Below are 16,671 nucleotides of genomic sequence, written 5' to 3'. Positions count from 1 at the left end.
AATCCTGGGACCCTTCTTGTCAGAGGTCTTTAAGGCGTGGGCCGGGAAGCGGCCAATCTCGGCCGCCGAGCCCGCCCGATGGCATATGTGGCGGCTGCGCCCGCGATCGCGGAAACGGCTGCGGCTGCGATGATGTAGGTGCGGAATGTTGCCTGGGCGCCGTTGCCTGTGTCGAACAGTGAGGTGACCGTCCTCGAGTTCCCTGCCTGGTCCGTCGCGGTCACGGTCAGTCTGTGGCTGCCGTCTGGGACGGCCGAAGAGTCCCAAGCATAGGAGCCACCGGAGACGGGCATTGGCTTGCCGTCGAGCTCTGCGGTCAGGTTGGCGAGGTAACTCGTCTTGGCGAAGAACGAAAGGGTGACCTTGCCACTCATAGTGGTCCCGTTAACAGGGTTACCGATGAAGACCTGGGGAGGCGTGTTGAGCACCACCATCTCGAAAGAGGAAGAGTTCGCGTACCCGACGGAGTCGGTCGCAGTGACCGTGAAGTAATGGGGCCCGTCTGCCAACTTCGTGGTGTCGATCCTGATGTCGCCCAAGTTGTGAGTTACATTGATCACTACCGGAGGATTCAGGTCAACGGAATAGGTGACGGTTGACAGTTCCTGTCCCGAGATTCCTACTGGCACAGTCACTGTCCCCTTCACAGGCGCGACTGGGGCAGTGACAGAGACCGACGGGAGGATTGTAACTGGAGCCACTGTGTTGAGTTCGACGGTCCCGACGAACCGCTCGTAGGGCGTCAGACCGCTGAAGAGCGTGTTGTGGACCACGATCGTGTAGGTGCCCGTTTGGTTGACCGGGAACTGCAAGATGGAGGAGGAGGGACCATTGTTCTGCGATGGAGCGAAGCCACCTCCCCAGCCAGGGCAGGGTATGAAGAACCCCCCATATGATACCGGGCACTGGAGGTAGTCGTTGCTCGGGCTGGGGGAGAGAGGAAGGCCCTGGAAGAAGCTCCGTGTTATCGACTTGTAGAGCCCTGGGGGCGCCGAGGACCCGATGATCCTTCCCTGCGGGTCCAAAATGAGCAGGTTGATGCTGGTCATCGACGAATTCCAGTCCACTTTGACGGTCCCCTGGTTCACTGATGAGTCTGTGACTTGCAGCTGGTACGCTCTCCAGTTGCCCGACTCGTACCGCCAGGAGAAATCAGAGGCGCCGAAGACGGCTCCGTTGTCGTACATCACCCCGTCCCCAGTGGAATTGCCTCCGAACACGTAGGGGACCCCCTTGTCGGGAGGGGCAAGCGGCACGACGTAGGAGACGGGAACCTGAGTCACCTGGCCGGTGGACCCCCTTAGATTGATGTAGCCTTGGTAGGTGCCCGCAGTCGCATTCCGCGGAACAGTGATAGTGGCACGGAAGGTCGCGTTCCCATTAGGGCTGACCTGTACTTTGGTGCCGCCAAAGGAGACCAAGGACCATTGGACTTTCTGGTAGAAGTAGACGGTGACGGAGAAATTGACCTGAATGGCGGTCCTGTTACTGTTGAAGTTCCAATAGGAGGCCAGGGTCGGGTTTTGATAGACTCCGAGGACCGGCGTCCCGGTGAACTTCGCTAACGGGTGGCTGACTCTCACCTCTTCGGCATCTCCCCAGGCGTAGTTGGTGTTAACGAGGGATACTTCGTTGGACTGGACGACGCCGTCGTGATTGCCGTCCACCCAATTGAAGACCTGGAGCCGAAGCCTGGTGAGCGCGTCCGCGAAGTACGGAGAGACTGTGCTGTTGTACCAAGTGCTTAACGGAAAGTACTCACGCACTACCATCAGGTCGGTCCCTGCGGGGATCTGTCCCACCTCCCTTGTGAGGTCAATGTAGACGCTTTTCCCGGGGGAGCTGACCTTGGAGAAGGTCTTGAAGCCCATCAGCTTGTAGGAGGACGACGACACATTCACCGCGACCTTCTGCGAAGTTGGGTCGGCAACAGTGAAAGTCGTGGACACGGTGGTGCCTGGGGAGACCTGCCCTGCGAACCAATTCTCAGACTGGAGCGGAGTGGAGGGCAGGACCACCTGCTGGCCAACAAGCCCCGTCAGGGATGCCATCGCTCCCGAGACTGTGGACGACAGCTTGTCGAAGGTGCTTGGTGTACCGACGGTGAATGCGCCGTTCAAGAGGGTCGAGCCTCCGAGGGCCAAGGAGACCGCTGCAGACGCGTTGACCTGCCCCGCCCCCTGGACGAAGGGGTCGTTGCCCAGGTCCGTGGCGGTGCCCATGAGAATCTGCTTGACCAGCGAGGGGTTACCGGAGACCCCTTTGGACTGGAGGGCCTGAAACACAAGAGCGGCTACGCCTGCAGTCAGCGGGGTCGCCTGGCTGGTGCCACCGAAGTAGGCCCACTGGGCACTGGTATTCCCGTGGGACGCCATCACGCTGATGGGGGAGAAACCAAAGGCGCCGATGTTGACTACGTCGGGCTTTGTCTCCCCAGTGAGGGCGGGTCCCCGGTCGGACCATCCGATGACATCCCCGCTATATGAGGACTGGCCGCCGTAGTAGGTCAGGCCGGTGGAAGAGAACTGGATCGCGACGTGCCAGCTTGTCGAAGCGCCCACGCTCATTGCGAATGAGCTCGAGGCGGGAGAGGTTATCGTGCCGTAGCCGGGGCCGCCGTTCCCCATGGCCTGGGCGAATAGGGTCCCGGGGTACTTCGTAGAGAAGCTGTGCGGGATTGAAAGGGCGTCCTCCAACAAACTGAGCACGTCGTAGCCGAGACCGGACTGGAACAGGGGCCAGCTGGAGATTCCCCAGCTGTTGCTCACGACGTCCGCCTTGTGTTCTCCGCTGTAGACCCACTGCCCCAGGGAAGAAGAATAATCGAATCCGCTGGTCCACATCCAGCCGTAGAGTACGTCCCCTATCCACAGGGCCTTCACCGGGATGATCTTGGCGTGTGGGGCCATTCCAGGGAGATGGTACAGGGTGGCGTTCCCGTAGATGTCGTAGGGGGTGGACCCCGAGGACGCGACGTCTGCGGCCGTCTGAGATCCGTGTCCTTGGAAGTCGTACATCACTCCATAGTAGTTCCCCCGGGGGTCCATGGGAGCCAGGAGGCTTCCGTTCAGGGCTCCCAGGTCGAAGTCGAACCGGCTCGAGGCCCCGGTCACGGCCCCGAAGACGTCAAGCACGTGCGCCCCGAGAAGGCCTGCGCTGATGTCGGGTGCCCCGCTCCCGCCGATTGACGCCGAGAGTACCTCCGTGCCGTCCCCGATGCGATGAGGGGAGTCGTCATAGAAACTCCAGTCGGCCTTGTCCGCCCCCGGCAGAGTCTGAGCGACCAGCAGCTCTGAAAGGAGCGGGGCCGAGTTGAAATCGATGTAGACAGTGTCGTAGAGGCCCGCAGTCTTCGAATCGACGACCAGAGTCGGGAAGAAATAGTAGCCCTGAGGAACCCACTCAAACGCGATCCCGAAGTGGTAAATGCCGCTCTTCGACGTTATGTAGTGTGAAGAGTCGACGCCGATCTTGTAGTTGGTCAGGTTCCACCCGAGCGGGACGACGGTTTGGGGGAATGTGGCAGCCCCGAGGTAGACGGAGACCCTTGTGCCCTTGCCCCCCTGGAGCATGTTCAGGTAGACTCCCGTGGAGTTGGTGAAGCTTCTGAGCGTCGAGTTGGTCAGGACTATGCCCGCCCCGTCCGGGTCGATGGCTATCGGAGCACCGTTTAGGTCCCGGGCGTAGGAGGTCGCCATGTTCGGGTTCGCGAAGTCAGTTCCGGTGTCGACGATGGCCACCTTTACCCCATCGCCCTGCAGGTGCAACGTCGAGTTGACTAAGTTGACGCCAGTCAAATCTCTGATCCTGAAGGTGTCAGTTTGCAAGAGGCCGCCGCCGGTCGCGTCCACACGGCTGTCGTTGTAGCTGATCGCCACGTCAGGGTAGACCCTTGTCACCTGGGGCAGTGATGCGAGTCCATCGAGTCCGGACCGCGGCACAGAACCGAACGCAACGTAGTTCCCCGGGGAGCCCAGTGAGAAGGTCAGCGTCATGTGAGAGGCGAGCGATTGTGGAGTGCCTGAAGAGAGAACGACCACACGCTCCAAACCCCCATTGGCCGAGAGGAGGGAAGCGTCGATCTTCGACGACAGGAGAGTTTCGGACGTGCTAGGGTTCGAAAGGAGGTAAGCACCAGGGGAGAGGACGAATAGGCCGAGGACGAGAAGAACTGCCAGTTTCAGCCCGAGCCCCAAACGGAGGGAAGTACAGTTTCAGGGTAATAAGGATTGTTTGAAGGAGTGTTGAAATTTGCCCAGGAAAGCTTATCCGTCCTTATGTCGGTCTAAGGGAGAACATGCCGAAGTACGTCGTCATCTCAAACCATCCTCCAAACAGCTGCCCATCAGCCAACAAGGCGCTCCGCGTGATTGGGGACAACCTGGGGAAGAGCCTCCCCCCGATGATGCAGAAGCACAAGGTCAACGCCCAGGTACTCCTGCACCTCGACCCAGGGCACAAGGTCCTGTGGGTCGTGGATGCGCCTAGCGCCGAAGCGGTCAGGGACTTCGCCTACGACTCGGGGCTCAGCACGTGGAACGATTTCGAGTTCTACATGACAAGCTCTTTGGAGGAGGTATCGAAGTGGACCGAACACCTGCCCACGATCTGGTAACGGGTCTGGGCAGCTCGTTATTTTTCTGACGCCGAGCCGAGCCTTTCACCATACTAACTGTCAGAAAGGCTTAAAGACGATGAAAAATCGCTGTTCATTGAAAGAGTTAGAGTATTGGAGGTTAAAGTTCTGGGAGCCGCCCGGCAGGTCGGCCGCTCCGCTTTTCTGGTCACGCACAATGACAGCAAGATCCTGCTAGACTACGGGGCAATGACCACGAAGGTCCCCGGCTTCCCGATGCACGTGCCGCCGAAGGACATCCGGGCCATCGTCCTCAGCCACGCCCACCTCGACCACTCGGGCGCCGCTCCCCTGCACTTCCTCGGCGGGAAGATGAAGCTGCACTCGACCCCGGTGACGGCCGACCTGTCAAACCTGCTCATCAACGATTTCATCAAGATCTCGGGCCAGTACCTCCCCTTCGAGTTCCTTGACCTGATGGCCATGAACTCGAACACTGTGAATCACGGGTACATGGAGCCCTTCCAGGTGGGGGACTTCACCATCACATTCTACGACGCCGGGCACATCCCGGGCTCGGCCATCGTCGCGGTCGAGGCGGGGTCGAAGAGGCTGCTCTACACTGGGGACATCAACGGCGAGGAGACCAACCTGCTCGCCGGGTCGTGGAAGAACCTAGGGGAGGCCGACATGGTTATCACGGAAAGCACCTACGCGACCGCCGACCACCCGCACAGGTCCAAGGCTGAGGCGGAGCTAGTGGAGTTCGCCAACGCAGTGGTCGAAAGGGGAGGGGTTCTGCTCGTGCCAGCGTTCTCGGTCGGGAGGGCCCAGGAGATTGCGATGACTCTGGTGAAGAACGGGTTCAGGCATCCCGTCGCCATGGACGGCATGGCCCTCAAGGTGAACGGAATCCTTCTCCAGCACCAGGAGTTCCTCAAGGACCCGACCGCCCTCAGGCGGATGCTTGAGACGATCGAGGAAGTGACCAGCTGGACTCAAAGAAGGCGGCTGGTGAGGAGGCCAGGCGTCATCGTATCGCCCGCTGGCATGCTGGTAGGGGGGTCATCGATATTCTACAACGAGCACCTTTCGATGGACCCGAAGAACGGGGTGGCCATAGTCAGCTTCCAGGTCCCAGGGACCCCCGGTAGGACCCTCATCGATAAGGGGCTCACGATCTACAGAGGAAAACCGACCCCGGTCAAGGCCGAGGTGAGGCGCTTCGACTTCTCCTCCCACAGCGGCAAGTCGGCGCTCCTCAGCGACCTGAAGGGGGTGGGCGGTTCTCCCAAATTCCTCACTGTACACGGCGAAGAGGCCTCCTGCCTGGCTTTGGCGGACGAGCTCCACGCGACCATGGGCGTCGAGGCTACGGCCGCGATGGCCGGCGAAGAATTCGTGGTTTGAGCGAAAAGCCCCCCGAACACAAGCGAGTAACCCCGCTCAACCTAGCAGTTGCCATCGGAATCGTCGCAGCCATTCAACTAGTTGCCCTGGCAATCACGAACCAGAACCTGCCCGTCTATCAGCCCATAGTCGCGGCGGGTAACTACAGCTACAATCCGCTCGGATCGACGCCGCAGGGCTCTGCCGGGAACGCGATCCTGCTCGTGGCCCTGGCGTTCGGCCTGACGCTGGGTCTGGTCTGGCTGCTGAGGAGGAAGATGGTCGGCTCGTTCAAGGTCCTGGTCTTTGGGTCCGTATCACTGTCGTCCTTCATCCTGACACTGATAACCGCGGACAGCTTCGCGTTCACCTATCTCCCCCGCAGCCTAGAACTGGTCGTCTCGTTTGGCAGCGCGGTGGCTGTCGTCCTCCTCGTAGGGTACACAATCTTCGTGAAGGACAGGCTGTGGCTGTCTACGGTCCTCCTCGCCTTCATCGGGGCCGAGGTCGGGAGCTTCTTCGCGTCGAGCCTCCCCCTGTACACCGCCCTCATCCTGCCGGCCGCGTTCTCGATCTACGACATCTACGCTGTGTTCAAGGGGCCGTTGAAGGCCCTCATCGGGACGGCACCGAACATAGCCCTGGTGGGGATGTCAATCAAGGCGGGGGAGTTCACCCTGGGGCTGGGGGACATCGTATTCTACACCATGCTCCCGTCGCTTGCGCTCTTCTACAGGACGCCTCTTGCATCGGGCCTTACCATAGTTGCCATCGACGCGGGAGTGGTGGCTACGCTCTTCCTGCTTTCGAGGAAGCGGCTGCTCCCTGGGCTGCCTATCCCAATGCTTCTGGGGCTGATCGTCCTCGGCGCATTTCTGCTCTAGACTTCGACCACAGGGACCTTGGTCGACTTCACGAGGGAGTCCGCCTCCTCCGAAGTGGTCTTGAAGGTGTAAAGTGTGTCCTTCGTTCTGAGCTTGACCTTGGCCCCGTCCCCAGCTTTGACGACCCTGACTTCCTGGGCAGATTCTAGGACCTTCTCGAATTCCTCTTTGTTCTTGAGCTCCTTGGGCATCGGCACACGTCCCCGTGAGCCCCTTATGAAGCCTGTTGAAGTCCTAGGGGAATCGGGTGGGTTTGCAGAAATAATGCAAATCCGCCATCAAGCTTAATAACCCGAATTCGTGGACGATATTTCAGCGATACCGAAGAGCGCTAGGATGTGAAAGAACGAGTTTCGGACGAGGGAGCTACAACCGCGGCGGAAGCAGCGGCGGAAGCAGCGGTGGATTCAGGTCCTTTAAGCCAAAGCCGGTTGAAGTAGGAAAGGAGTACGACGTCACCATTTCCGAGATCAGCAGGCGTGGAGACGGCATTGCGAAGGTTGACGGTTTCGTCATCTTCGTGGCCGGAGCCAAGCAGGGCTGGCAGGGCAAGATCAAGGTCACTCAGGTAGCCAACAGGTTCGCCACGGGCGCAGTTGTTGGTGGTTCTGAGGGCATGTCCACGGCAAGCAGCGGCGACGCCCCCACAAGCGACGACGCAGGAATGTAGGTCCCCGGGACCTTCTTCCGTTCTGGCGGCCATCTCAAGAGACGGCCGCTCCGTTTTCTATTCAAATAGCCAGTGGCGGTGTTTCTACCCGGAACCAGGGGGGAACCCAGAAAGAATTTATCATCGATGCTCCCATCAACCGAACCTTGGTTCTTTATGCGAGGGACATCCTAGAGAAGGATTTCATCTCACTGCCTGACGGAACTTCTGTCCTGGAGGCGGCGAAGGCGATGAAGGGGTCAAGGCACGGCTTCGCAGTCATAGGCGCCCCCTCCAACCCAGAGGGGATAGTCACAGAGTGGGATATCGTCTCTAGGGTGGTGGCGGAAGGACGCGACATCAGAAAAGTGACTCTGGGAGAAATCATGTCCACGAATCTGATATCCGTCGACGTAGGAATGGGTATCTCCGAGGTGTCTCAGATCATGACCCAAAAGGGAGTCAGACGATTGATCGTGAAGGAAGGGGACAAGGTGGTAGGGTTCATCACTGCCAAGACGATGCTCGCCCGACTGGAAGAATATGTTGACAAGGTCTCCTCCCAGATAAGCAAACTGCACGCCCCACAGGCCTAGGAGGGTGTTCTCTGCTTGAGCGTGGTGGCGTACATCGATGGTCTTGCAGAGCCTCGGAACCCGGGCACCGGCACCTACGGCTTCGTGATCTATGACGGGGAGAGGAGGCTGGCGGAGGGAAACGGCCTCGCCGGGTACGAAGTCACGAACAACTATGCGGAATACACGGCGCTCGTTGAGGCGTTGAAGAAGCTGAAGGAGCTCCGAGTAGAAGGGGACTTGAACATCAGATCTGATTCTCAGCTCCTGGTGGGCCAGATGTCCAAGGGTTGGGATGTCAAGGGGGGAGGGTACATACAGAAGCTGAAGGAGGCGCGGGACCTCCTGCGGGAGTTCGGGTCGATTTCATTTGAGTGGGTTCCACGCGAAAGGAACCAGGAAGCCGACCTCCTCTCAAGAGTAGCATATGAGAAATTCAAGCGTTAGCCGGGGAATTGGTCAGTAGTCCGACTTGGAAGGACCATTAGGCTTCCGAATCCAAGGTCAGTGTTCTCCGAACCGATAAATACCAATGCCATTTCGGAAGTTTTCGATGCCCTCGTCGCACCTATTCACCAGGGAGGAAGTCGTGGGAAAGACTGTCATTGATTCAACCGGTCAGACGACGGGCAAGGTCAAGGACCTAGCATTCAGCCTCGACGGAAGGGTCGTCCTAGTGGTCGACAAGAAGGACGGAACTGAGATGCAGGTGCCACTAAGCAGGGTCGTCGGCATTTCGGAGTTCGTAGTCACGGGGAGTGAAAGTCCCCTCGAGCCAGCTTCGATGGGCTACAGCTCAACCGCATATGCCGGGGGACAGCCATGCAAGTTCTGCGGCCACGCCCTGTCTCCGAGCAGCGTGTACTGCCCGAGCTGCGGCAAGTCACAGAGATAGTCCAAGAACCCCGAGCGGATTCAAGGGGCCGCGATATCTCCCGCGTCCATGATGAACACCGCTGCGGCGACCACCGAAGTCCAGACCCCTTTGTCTCCCACCGCCGACTGTGTGATGTTAGTGGTCCTGATGATCTTCCCCGAGGCCTTGAAGACCTGCTCCTTCTCGTTCCAGGCCGCGTTGATGTCGAAGGGTATCCCCATGGTGGTCGCGAGCATCGAAGCCGCGAGGTCCTCAGAGTAGTCCCCAGCGACTTCGTCGGTCTCGCCGAAAGAGTGGTGTTCAGAGAGGTAGCCTACTTCATCCGGGTGCGAGGGTAACGCCAAGCCTATGGTCGCCGCGACGAGGCGGTGGTCTTCGTTGGTGGAGTTGCGGGCAAGGACGAGGAAGACTATCTCCCCCGGCTTGAGCATGGACACCCCCTGCTCGCGGGCTATCTTGACGCAGTTCGGAGGGATTATGCTCGAGACAGTCACGAGATTGTACTTGCTTATGCCGGCGTCCCGGAGCGCCGCCTCGAAGGAGGCGAGGTTCTCGCGGTCTCTCCCGACGCCCTTGGTGAGGAAGTAGTACTTCGGGACCAGGTTCACGTCACGAGGGGTCCTAATTGGCACTTCTAAAAGTCCTCTTCTGACACCGGTGGCGGCAGCGCCCGGGGTCCAAGGCGACACGCTGACAGCATCCAAGCTCAATGCCAGCAGCCGAAGGAACCTTGACGCATGTGCGGTTCGATTCTTGGCTCCGATGGTCCCGCCCGGAACCAACCCGTCTAGTGTGCGAATCGGGCAGCATTACAGTTGCCTCCTCACTAGGAACTCAGGTTCGCCCTTTGAAAGAGCGAAACGTACCTCGGGTCCTCCCGTATGCTCGGGTCGAATCGGGCGTACCTGAGTGCGCGGAAAAGTATAGAGCGTTCGGCGAAGGCTAGTTCCAAGTACCTGAACATCTCGTCCTTCTCTCCAAGCCCTGCATGGACCATCGCAATGTCGAACGGCTTTCCGAACTTGTCGTTGGAAAGTGCATTGAGCCTCTCCAGCATCACGGCCGCTTCCTTGCGCTTCCCTAGCATTGCGTAGTAGAAACCAAGTGAGGAAGCATACCCAGAGATGGTAGGGTGCAGCTTCATGGCATCCTCCATGTGCGCGGCTGCTCCTTCGAAGTCTCCGCTTTGTTCCAGGACCAGCGCCAGTGTGGTGTCGAAGAACTGGCGAACCGAATCGACCTCCTTCAGTCTCTGCACCCATTTCTGGGCTTCAGCCCCGTCGCCCATTACGGCATAACCCCATGCCATGTTGACTGCGAGCGTTGGCGAAAGTGGGTCCAGCTCTTGCGCTCGACGCGTCTCTTCGACCGCATCGGTCAATCTCCCCATTTCATGAAGGCAAATTGCGTACCAGTGGTGCGCCAGCGAATAGTTGGGGTTCAGCTCAATTGCACGCCTGTACTCTCCGTCGGCCTCACCGAACCGATAGTCGTCCTGCAGGTAGATCGCGAGCGTGTTGTGCGCATCTGCCAATCCGCCGTCCAGGGATAACGCTTTGTCCAAAGCCTTCTTCCCCTTCTCGTTGGCCTCTCCCTTCGGCATGTGTTCGTAGTTACCGAGCAAAAAGTATGCATCGGCCAATCCGGCGTAGGCCTCAGCATAATCTCCGTCCTCTGCGATGGCTTCCTCGAAGAGCCTCTTGGCTTCCTTCATCCCGTTCTCAGTCCTGTCGCGCAACGCCGTTCGTCCCCTCAGGCAGCGGACGTATGCCGCCGGGCTTCTCGTCGCTTTTTTCTCGACGGTCCTCTTCTCCTCCGGGACTAGCCTGACCATCAAAGCGGCGGAAACGCTCTCCGCTATCTCGCTCTGTATGGAGAAGACGTCGTCAAGTTGCCTGTCGTAGTTGTCCGACCACATGTGGTCTTCGGTCGCAGCGTCGATTAGTTGGGCCGTGACCCGTATCTTGTTCCCCGCCTTCCGAACGCTCCCTTCCAGTATGGAGCCGACTCCGATCTCCTTCCCTATTTCGGAGATTGACTTTTGGCTCCCCTTGTACCGACTGACCGAGGTTCTAGCTATGACCTTGAGTTGGTGATTGTGTGAGATAGTGTTGATTAGCTCCTCCGTCATTCCGTCTGCGAAATAAGCGTCGCTCTGGTCTGGGCTGATGTTAGAGAAGGGGAGAATGGCGATCCTCGTCCGGGGGGCCGATCGCACCTCCGATTCCATGTTCGACGCCAGCCAGGGCAGCTCCAGCTTATAGACGTCTATCGAGAACGAGACGTTCTTGAGCGCAAGCGGCTCAAGCTTCACGAGTTTGTATCGGACCTTGTTCCTTACCTGGTCGTAGACCTGTTCGGAGATGCAGATGCCTCCGGCCTCTGCCAAGGGCTCGATCCTCGAGGCGATATTCACAGCGTCGCCGTAGACGTCGTCGTCCCTATGGATCACATCCCCCACATGTATTCCGACCCTGACGCGCAGCTTTTCACTGGCGCTCTCGTTGAAGTCGTGGAGGATTTTCTGCATCTCCACAGAGCACTCGGTGGCTTCCAGGGCGCTTGCGAACTCGACCAAGAACGAGTCCCCGATTGTCTTTACTTCGCGCCCCGAGTGCTTCGGGAAGATTGGGCGGACCAGCTCCCTGTGCTTCTCGAGGAGTTTCATGGCCAGTTGTTCGTTGGTCTGAGTCAGCGCGGTATAACCGACGATATCTGTGAACATTATCGCCGCGAGTCTGCGCTCGCCTTGAGACATTGCTTTTTCCCGGATTGGTGTCTACGTTAAAGCCATTTTGGGACGAGCACGAAGATGACAGAGACCGCATGGAAGTAGGATCCGGACGTCAGAATAAGTCAAATGAGTAGCGGGAATCTTGCGCATCCGGTCGAATGGAGACCATCCCGAACTAATCATTGGTGGGCCCGCCCGGAATTGGACCGGGGATTCTGGCGTGAGCGCCTTCGAGGCACTCAGTTCGCCGTGTGAGAGCCTGACGGGTAGAGACCTGACGTCCTAACCAGACTAGACCACGGGCCCTAGTTCGGACCAACCCAGGATGAGGATATTTGTGTTCCTACTTCTTCAGGCCGACGGACCTGTTCTTGAGCCTCAGGTCGGAGGACTTGCACTTCCTGCACCTGCTGGCGTCCAATGGGTTCCTAGCCCCGCAGCGGAGGCAGACCTGCAGAAAGAGGCGCCGCTTCTGGGCTATCTGCTTCTTGGCGGCATCTGCGATTGGCATACGAAATTTGACCTGTTGAAGAAAACGCCCTTGACCCGCCGACTATGAAGCTTTCGGTGGCGCAGGGCCCCGTAATCGGCGGAAAGTGGCGTCGTCCTGCGATAATTCATCTGAGCGATTCGGCGACGAGCTTCGGGACTTCCATGGGCGTCATGGCGACCTTAACCCCAGCGCCTGAGAGAGCCCTGATCTTGGAATCCGCTGTACCGTAATCGCCGTAGATTATGGCCCCAGCATGTCCCATCTTCTTCTCCTTGGGGGCGTGCCTGCCAGCTATGTATGCCACAATCGGTTTCCTGTAGCCTGACTTTTCGATGTGCCTCGCGAGCCTCTCTTCGGCATCCCCCCCAATCTCTCCGACGACCACCACGGCCTCGGTCTCCTCCATCGCCTGGGTGAAGTCCATCCAGTCGATGGCGGTGGTGCCGTTGATTGGGTCCCCGCCTATGCCGACTGCTACCGACTGTCCGAAACCGTGGCCGGTGAGCTGGCCCGCGATCTCGTACATGAGCGTCCCGCTCCTGGAGTAAAGGGCGACGCTCCCTGCTGCGTAGGAGGGAGCCGGCATTATCCCGAGTTTCACCCTCTGCGAGGGAACTATGACCCCCGGGCAGTTGGGCCCGATTATCGACGCCCCTTTGCTCTGGGCCAGCTGAACCAGCCTGAGTTCGTCACGAATCGGGACGTGCTCGGTGATGATGACCAGCAGTTTGATCCCTGCCTCGAGCGCCTCCTGGCCTGCGGCGAAGGTGAATTCTGCGGGAACGAAACAGATTGAAGACTTCGCTCCCGTCTTCTGCACCGCCTCTGCGACCGAGCCGAACACCGGGACCCCCTCGACCTGCTGACCGCCCTTTCCAGGGGCCGCGCCCCCTGCGATGTTGGTTCCGTACTCGAGCATGAGCTTCGTGTGGAGGCGCCCATACCGCCCGGTGATGTTCTGGACCAGAACAGGTTCACCCTGCCTAGGGAGCATCATCAGGGGCTCACCGCCGCGTTCACGGCCGAAAGTGCGTCTTGGTAGAGCTTGACCGGGGACCCTGCGAGCAACTTCCGCGCCTCCTCCTCCTCGGCTCCGCTGACGCGCGCGAACAAAGGCTTCACCGGCCCCTCCGAAAGCACCACCCTAATCCCCTCCGCGACGTCCGTGGTCCTTGTTATCCCTCCGTAGATGTTGACGAGTATCCTTTCGACTCCTGGGAGACGGTTGACCAGTCTCAATGCAGCTTCGATCCTCTCCTGCTGCGCCCCTCCTCCGAGGTCGAGGAAGCAAGCGGGCCTGCCCCCTGCGTCCCCCACCAGGTCGAGGGTCGAGAGCACCAGGCCGGCCCCGTTCCCGACCACGGCGATGTTCCCTCCGAGCCTCACGAAGGCGAACCCCTGCCTCGAGGCCTCCCCCTCGAACTCGTCCTCCGGGTGGAGCTTGGCGAACTCAGGGTGCCTGAAAAGTGCGTTGTCGTCGACTATGACCTTGGCGTCGAGAGCAATGAGCGAACCCACACTGACCGCGAGGGGGTTTATTTCAGCGAGCTCGCACTCCTTTTCGCGCGCAAGCTTCTCAAGGGCGAGCAGTATCGAAGAATACTGAACGGACAGGCCCGCGTCCAGGCCGAGCTGCTTCTCCACTTCCTCCGCGAACTTCCCGTCGATCCCGTTGAGGGGAATCTTCTTGACAACCTTCCCGGCAAGCGATTCGACGTTGATGCCTCCGGCGGAGGCAGCGATTGCAACGAAGGACCTCTCCCCCCTGTCGAGGGTCACGGAGAGGTACATTTCCAAGTCATGGGGACTTGCCTCCTCCACGAGCAGTACTGCGGGCTTCTCCCCGCCGATTGGCAGGTCGAAGATCCGGGCAGCCTCGCTTTCAGCCTTCGCAGAGTCGTCTACCACGACGACGCCCCCGGCCTTTCCCCTCCCCCCTGCCAGGACCTGCGATTTCAGGACCACTGGATGGTTGAGCGCCTTGAACGCCGTTGCGACCTCCTTGACGTCGTGGGCCAGGACCGACCTTGGGATAGGGATTCCGTACTTATTGAAAAGTTCCTTGGCCTGGTACTCGAAAAGTCGCACAACTCGGCCGGCCTCCGACTCTGAATAAGGGTTACGCATTCCCACTCCGCCAACGACTCTGATTCTCGTAAAACGACTTTGTGGGAAAATGGACAATCAGTCCGTCATACTAATATAATCAAAGGCGGTCGCGCCCCCCATGGACACACAACCAGAGCAAGAGAACCGACCACCTCGAGAGCCAAACACGGTCTTCGTAGGGAAGAAACCAGTCATGAACTACGTGCTGGCCTGCCTAACTCAGATCCAAAACGGCTCGGACCTCGTCACTGTGAAGGCCAGGGGGAACGCCATTTCCCGGGCAGTCGACGTGGCTCAGATCCTCACAAAGAGATTCTCCACTGACATCAAGGTGAAGAGCGTCGCCATCAACACCGAGCAGGTGAAGAGCACGGTGACGGGCGGAATGAGCAACGTCTCGTCAATAGAAATCCAACTCCAGAAGTAGGGCAGAACGCCTCTTTTCCGCTTTGACTCTGGGTCTCCCAGCGTGAGCAGTACCGGAGGAATCCTGCGATAATCTTATCCGTGGGCTGAATTCGGGAATTTCTGAACTTGCCTCTGAAGCTCCCGATATGCAACTTCGACGCAAAGACGGGGATTCTCTGCGCGAACTGCGAAGCGCGGCTCGGTCGCGGGGAGATAGGCAAGGCCGACGTCGAGGCTTCCAAGGTGGTCATCAGGCTCGCCGACGCGCACCCCGAACTGAACAAGGTGACACTTAGACGGGCTTCCGAGGCAGGCGGTTCCTACGTCCTGGAGTTCGAGCAGCAGGACGTCCAGGCCATGAGGTCCAACCCCAGGGTCCAGGCCGACCTCGAGGAGGCCCTGAAGGGAAAGGTGTGGCTGGTCGGAGCCGGGGGGTCCGACAGGAAGTTCCTCGAGGACGTCTTCTTTCCGGCCAAGGTCCTGACCGTCAACACTGTCTGGCTTCCGGACGGCGGGAAGAGGACCAAGGTCATAGTCCCAGAGCGGCGGAGCGAGAGGCGTATCGGAGACTTCGACAAGCTTCGGAACGCGGTGAAGCAGGCCAGGGGCATCGAGCTCCTCGTCGAGACAGAACGCGAGGCGTCGTACAAGGCCTACTAGGGCTGCAGCGTATCCGGGTCCCGGGGGAAGAGGGCCGCTTCCTTGATGTTCTGGATTCCGAGGAGGTAGGCGACGAACCTTTCGATGCCGAAGGAGTAGCCCCCGTGGGGCGGGACCCCGTACCTGAACGGCTCTGTGAACCACTTCAGGTTCGCAGGGTCGAAGCCCTTCTCCCTGATCTGGGCGACGATCCTGTCGTGCCTGTGCTCCCTCTGGCCACCCGAAGACAGCTCCAGTCCCCTGTAGACGAGGTCGACCGACCTTGCGAACTCGGGTTCGTCGTCCACCCTCATGACGTAGAAGGGCTTCGCAGCCGACGGGAACCTGTTAAGGAAGAAGAAGTCCGAACCTGTCTCTTTCTTGATCTGCTCCGCCAGGGCCCTCTGGGAGGCCTCGTCGATGTCCTGGTTCCGCGGAAGCTTCTTCCCCAGCTTCGCCAGAGCTTCGTAGGCCGCAGGGAAGGCTACCTCGGGGAAGGGGGTCTTCGGCACGGTCATTTCCACCTTCAGGGTAGAGAACTCGCCGGTGCAGTCCTCGAGGGCCTCCCGGATGCCCTGGGCCACCATCCGCTCCTGGACCCGCATCGTGTCCCGCTCGTCTTCGATGAAGGCCATCTCCGGGGCGATCGTCCTGTGTTCGCTCAGGTGGCGCGGCGTGTGGGAGAGTTCGGCCCGCCAGTTCGTTCCCAGGTCGTAGACCCGGTCGAAGCCCCCCGCGATGGTCAGCTGCCTGTGGAGCTGGGGGTCCTGCCTGAGGAAGGCCGGCTTCCCGTAGTAATCGACCCTGAAGACCTCCGACCCGCCTTCGGATACACCACCGAGTATGCTGGGGGTGAACGCACGGATGAAACCCTCGGCTCTGAGGTACTCCTCGAACCCCTGGACGATGGCGTTTTCGATCTTGAAAATGGCTGAAGACTCGGGGCGTCGAAGCTCGAGGGAGCGCCATTGCAGCCGGGTGTCCAGGGCGGCGGGTGTCACCCCTCGCGGGTCGAGGGGCAGGGGGGAAGCCGCCTTGCTCACTAGCTTCACGGAAGTAGGGATTATCTCGAACCCGAGCCGGGCGGCCTTGCTCTCCTTGACCCGGCCGGTGCAGGTGATGACGTCCTCCTGGTGGAGACCTGCGATGGCCTCGAGGACCTCCGGACCGACTTCCTTCTTGGGGGCCGCCACCTGGACTATGCCCTTGGAATTCCTGAGAAGCACGAAGCTGATCCCGCCGAGGACCCGAACGTCATGTACCCAACCTGCCAGGAGGACATCCTTGCCGACCCTGTCCTTGACCTGGTCTGGTGAGAGGAGCTCGTGCAATGGCAGC

At 59.7% G+C, this 16,671-nt stretch carries 16 protein-coding genes, 1 tRNA gene and 1 pseudogene; 9 read left to right on the top strand and 9 right to left on the bottom strand.

The window, feature by feature from the left end; all coding sequences use genetic code 11:
* Nucleotides 1-29: 29 nt before the first annotated feature.
* A complete protein-coding gene (locus tag OK438_00255) occupies nucleotides 30-4,196 on the bottom strand; it encodes a S8 family serine peptidase (protein MDA4123866.1) in 4,167 nt (1,388 codons plus the stop codon).
* Nucleotides 4,197-4,297: 101 nt separating this feature from the next.
* Here OK438_00255 and OK438_00250 point away from each other — a divergent pair, with 101 nt between their 5' ends.
* The 3 genes from OK438_00250 (at nucleotide 4,298) to OK438_00240 (ending at nucleotide 6,849) form a co-directional block, all read left to right on the top strand.
* Complete coding sequence (locus OK438_00250) at nucleotides 4,298-4,615, top strand: hypothetical protein (protein MDA4123865.1); 318 nt, start codon at nucleotides 4,298-4,300, stop codon at nucleotides 4,613-4,615.
* Nucleotides 4,616-4,729: 114 nt separating this feature from the next.
* A complete protein-coding gene (locus OK438_00245) occupies nucleotides 4,730-5,986 on the top strand; it encodes an MBL fold metallo-hydrolase (GenBank protein MDA4123864.1) in 1,257 nt (418 codons plus the stop codon).
* Nucleotides 5,983-6,849, top strand: coding sequence for a presenilin (locus OK438_00240; protein MDA4123863.1), 867 nt, complete (start codon nucleotides 5,983-5,985; stop codon nucleotides 6,847-6,849). The genes OK438_00245 and OK438_00240 overlap by 4 nt, the downstream gene beginning before the upstream one ends.
* Here OK438_00240 and OK438_00235 read toward each other — a convergent pair.
* Nucleotides 6,846-7,040: a hypothetical protein gene (locus tag OK438_00235; protein ID MDA4123862.1), complete on the bottom strand. Its 195-nt coding sequence runs from the start codon at nucleotides 7,038-7,040 to the stop codon at nucleotides 6,846-6,848. The genes OK438_00240 and OK438_00235 overlap by 4 nt on opposite strands.
* A 236-nt stretch (nucleotides 7,041-7,276) precedes the next feature.
* Here OK438_00235 and OK438_00230 point away from each other — a divergent pair.
* The 4 genes and pseudogenes from OK438_00230 to OK438_00215 all read left to right on the top strand — a co-directional run bounded on the left by OK438_00230 (nucleotide 7,277) and on the right by OK438_00215 (nucleotide 8,968).
* Nucleotides 7,277-7,519: pseudogene (locus OK438_00230) on the top strand (TRAM domain-containing protein).
* Nucleotides 7,520-7,665: 146 nt separating this feature from the next.
* Nucleotides 7,666-8,094, top strand: coding sequence for a CBS domain-containing protein (locus OK438_00225; protein MDA4123861.1), 429 nt, complete (start codon nucleotides 7,666-7,668; stop codon nucleotides 8,092-8,094).
* 21 nt (nucleotides 8,095-8,115) lie between these two features.
* Complete coding sequence (locus tag OK438_00220) at nucleotides 8,116-8,520, top strand: ribonuclease HI family protein (protein ID MDA4123860.1); 405 nt, start codon at nucleotides 8,116-8,118, stop codon at nucleotides 8,518-8,520.
* Nucleotides 8,521-8,626: 106 nt separating this feature from the next.
* Nucleotides 8,627-8,968 (top strand): PRC-barrel domain-containing protein, encoded by a 342-nt coding sequence (locus OK438_00215; protein ID MDA4123859.1) that lies wholly within the window; start codon nucleotides 8,627-8,629, stop codon nucleotides 8,966-8,968.
* Between the two features lie 20 nt (nucleotides 8,969-8,988).
* On the opposite strand, the gene OK438_00210 is transcribed toward OK438_00215, so the two are convergent.
* The 6 genes from OK438_00210 to OK438_00185 all read right to left on the bottom strand — a co-directional run bounded on the left by OK438_00210 (nucleotide 8,989) and on the right by OK438_00185 (nucleotide 14,265).
* Nucleotides 8,989-9,552 carry a pyruvoyl-dependent arginine decarboxylase gene (locus OK438_00210; GenBank protein ID MDA4123858.1) on the bottom strand — a complete coding sequence of 188 codons (564 nt, stop codon included), beginning with the start codon at nucleotides 9,550-9,552 and terminating at the stop codon, nucleotides 8,989-8,991.
* A gap of 224 nt (nucleotides 9,553-9,776) precedes the next feature.
* Nucleotides 9,777-11,708 carry a tetratricopeptide repeat protein gene (locus OK438_00205; GenBank protein MDA4123857.1) on the bottom strand — a complete coding sequence of 644 codons (1,932 nt, stop codon included), beginning with the start codon at nucleotides 11,706-11,708 and terminating at the stop codon, nucleotides 9,777-9,779.
* A 159-nt stretch (nucleotides 11,709-11,867) separates the two neighbouring features.
* Nucleotides 11,868-11,990: transfer RNA gene (locus tag OK438_00200), tRNA-Val, on the bottom strand.
* A 37-nt stretch (nucleotides 11,991-12,027) separates the two neighbouring features.
* Complete coding sequence (locus OK438_00195) at nucleotides 12,028-12,195, bottom strand: 50S ribosomal protein L40e (protein ID MDA4123856.1); 168 nt, start codon at nucleotides 12,193-12,195, stop codon at nucleotides 12,028-12,030.
* A gap of 106 nt (nucleotides 12,196-12,301) precedes the next feature.
* Entirely contained in the window at nucleotides 12,302-13,174 is an 873-nt protein-coding gene (sucD, locus tag OK438_00190; protein MDA4123855.1) for a succinate--CoA ligase subunit alpha, read from the bottom strand.
* Entirely contained in the window at nucleotides 13,174-14,265 is a 1,092-nt protein-coding gene (locus tag OK438_00185) for a succinate--CoA ligase subunit beta (protein MDA4123854.1), read from the bottom strand. Before OK438_00185 ends, sucD begins: the two co-directional genes overlap by 1 nt.
* Nucleotides 14,266-14,404: 139 nt before the next feature.
* On the opposite strand from OK438_00185, the gene albA reads away from it, so the two are divergent.
* Both albA and OK438_00175 read left to right on the top strand, forming a co-directional pair.
* Nucleotides 14,405-14,713, top strand: a complete 309-nt coding sequence (albA, locus tag OK438_00180) for a DNA-binding protein Alba (protein MDA4123853.1) — start codon at nucleotides 14,405-14,407, stop codon at nucleotides 14,711-14,713.
* Nucleotides 14,714-14,820: 107 nt separating this feature from the next.
* Nucleotides 14,821-15,354, top strand: coding sequence for a hypothetical protein (locus tag OK438_00175; GenBank protein MDA4123852.1), 534 nt, complete (start codon nucleotides 14,821-14,823; stop codon nucleotides 15,352-15,354).
* Here OK438_00175 and aspS read toward each other — a convergent pair.
* Complete coding sequence (gene aspS, locus OK438_00170; GenBank protein MDA4123851.1) at nucleotides 15,351-16,664, bottom strand: aspartate--tRNA(Asn) ligase; 1,314 nt, start codon at nucleotides 16,662-16,664, stop codon at nucleotides 15,351-15,353. The two genes, OK438_00175 and aspS, sit on opposite strands and share 4 nt — an antisense overlap.
* Nucleotides 16,665-16,671 lie beyond the last annotated feature (7 nt).

It is taken from the genome of Nitrososphaerota archaeon, from assembly GCA_027887005.1.
In the GTDB taxonomy this organism is placed as follows: domain Archaea; phylum Thermoproteota; class Nitrososphaeria; order Nitrososphaerales; family Gagatemarchaeaceae; genus UBA183.
This window is presented reverse-complemented; position numbering and strand designations above follow the sequence as displayed.

What these genes read in the sequence shown, in the direction of transcription:
- OK438_00250 (MDA4123865.1), top strand. Translation starts at nt 4,298, where the DNA reads ATGCCGAAGTACGTCGTCATCTCAAACCATCCTCCAAACAGCTGCCCA.
- OK438_00235 (MDA4123862.1), bottom strand. Translation starts at nt 7,040, where the DNA reads ATGCCCAAGGAGCTCAAGAACAAAGAGGAATTCGAGAAGGTCCTAGAA.
- OK438_00215 (MDA4123859.1), top strand. Translation starts at nt 8,627, where the DNA reads ATGCCCTCGTCGCACCTATTCACCAGGGAGGAAGTCGTGGGAAAGACT.
- OK438_00205 (MDA4123857.1), bottom strand. Translation starts at nt 11,708, where the DNA reads ATGTCTCAAGGCGAGCGCAGACTCGCGGCGATAATGTTCACAGATATC.
- OK438_00195 (MDA4123856.1), bottom strand. Translation starts at nt 12,195, where the DNA reads ATGCCAATCGCAGATGCCGCCAAGAAGCAGATAGCCCAGAAGCGGCGC.
- sucD (MDA4123855.1), bottom strand. Translation starts at nt 13,174, where the DNA reads ATGATGCTCCCTAGGCAGGGTGAACCTGTTCTGGTCCAGAACATCACC.
- albA (MDA4123853.1), top strand. Translation starts at nt 14,405, where the DNA reads ATGGACACACAACCAGAGCAAGAGAACCGACCACCTCGAGAGCCAAAC.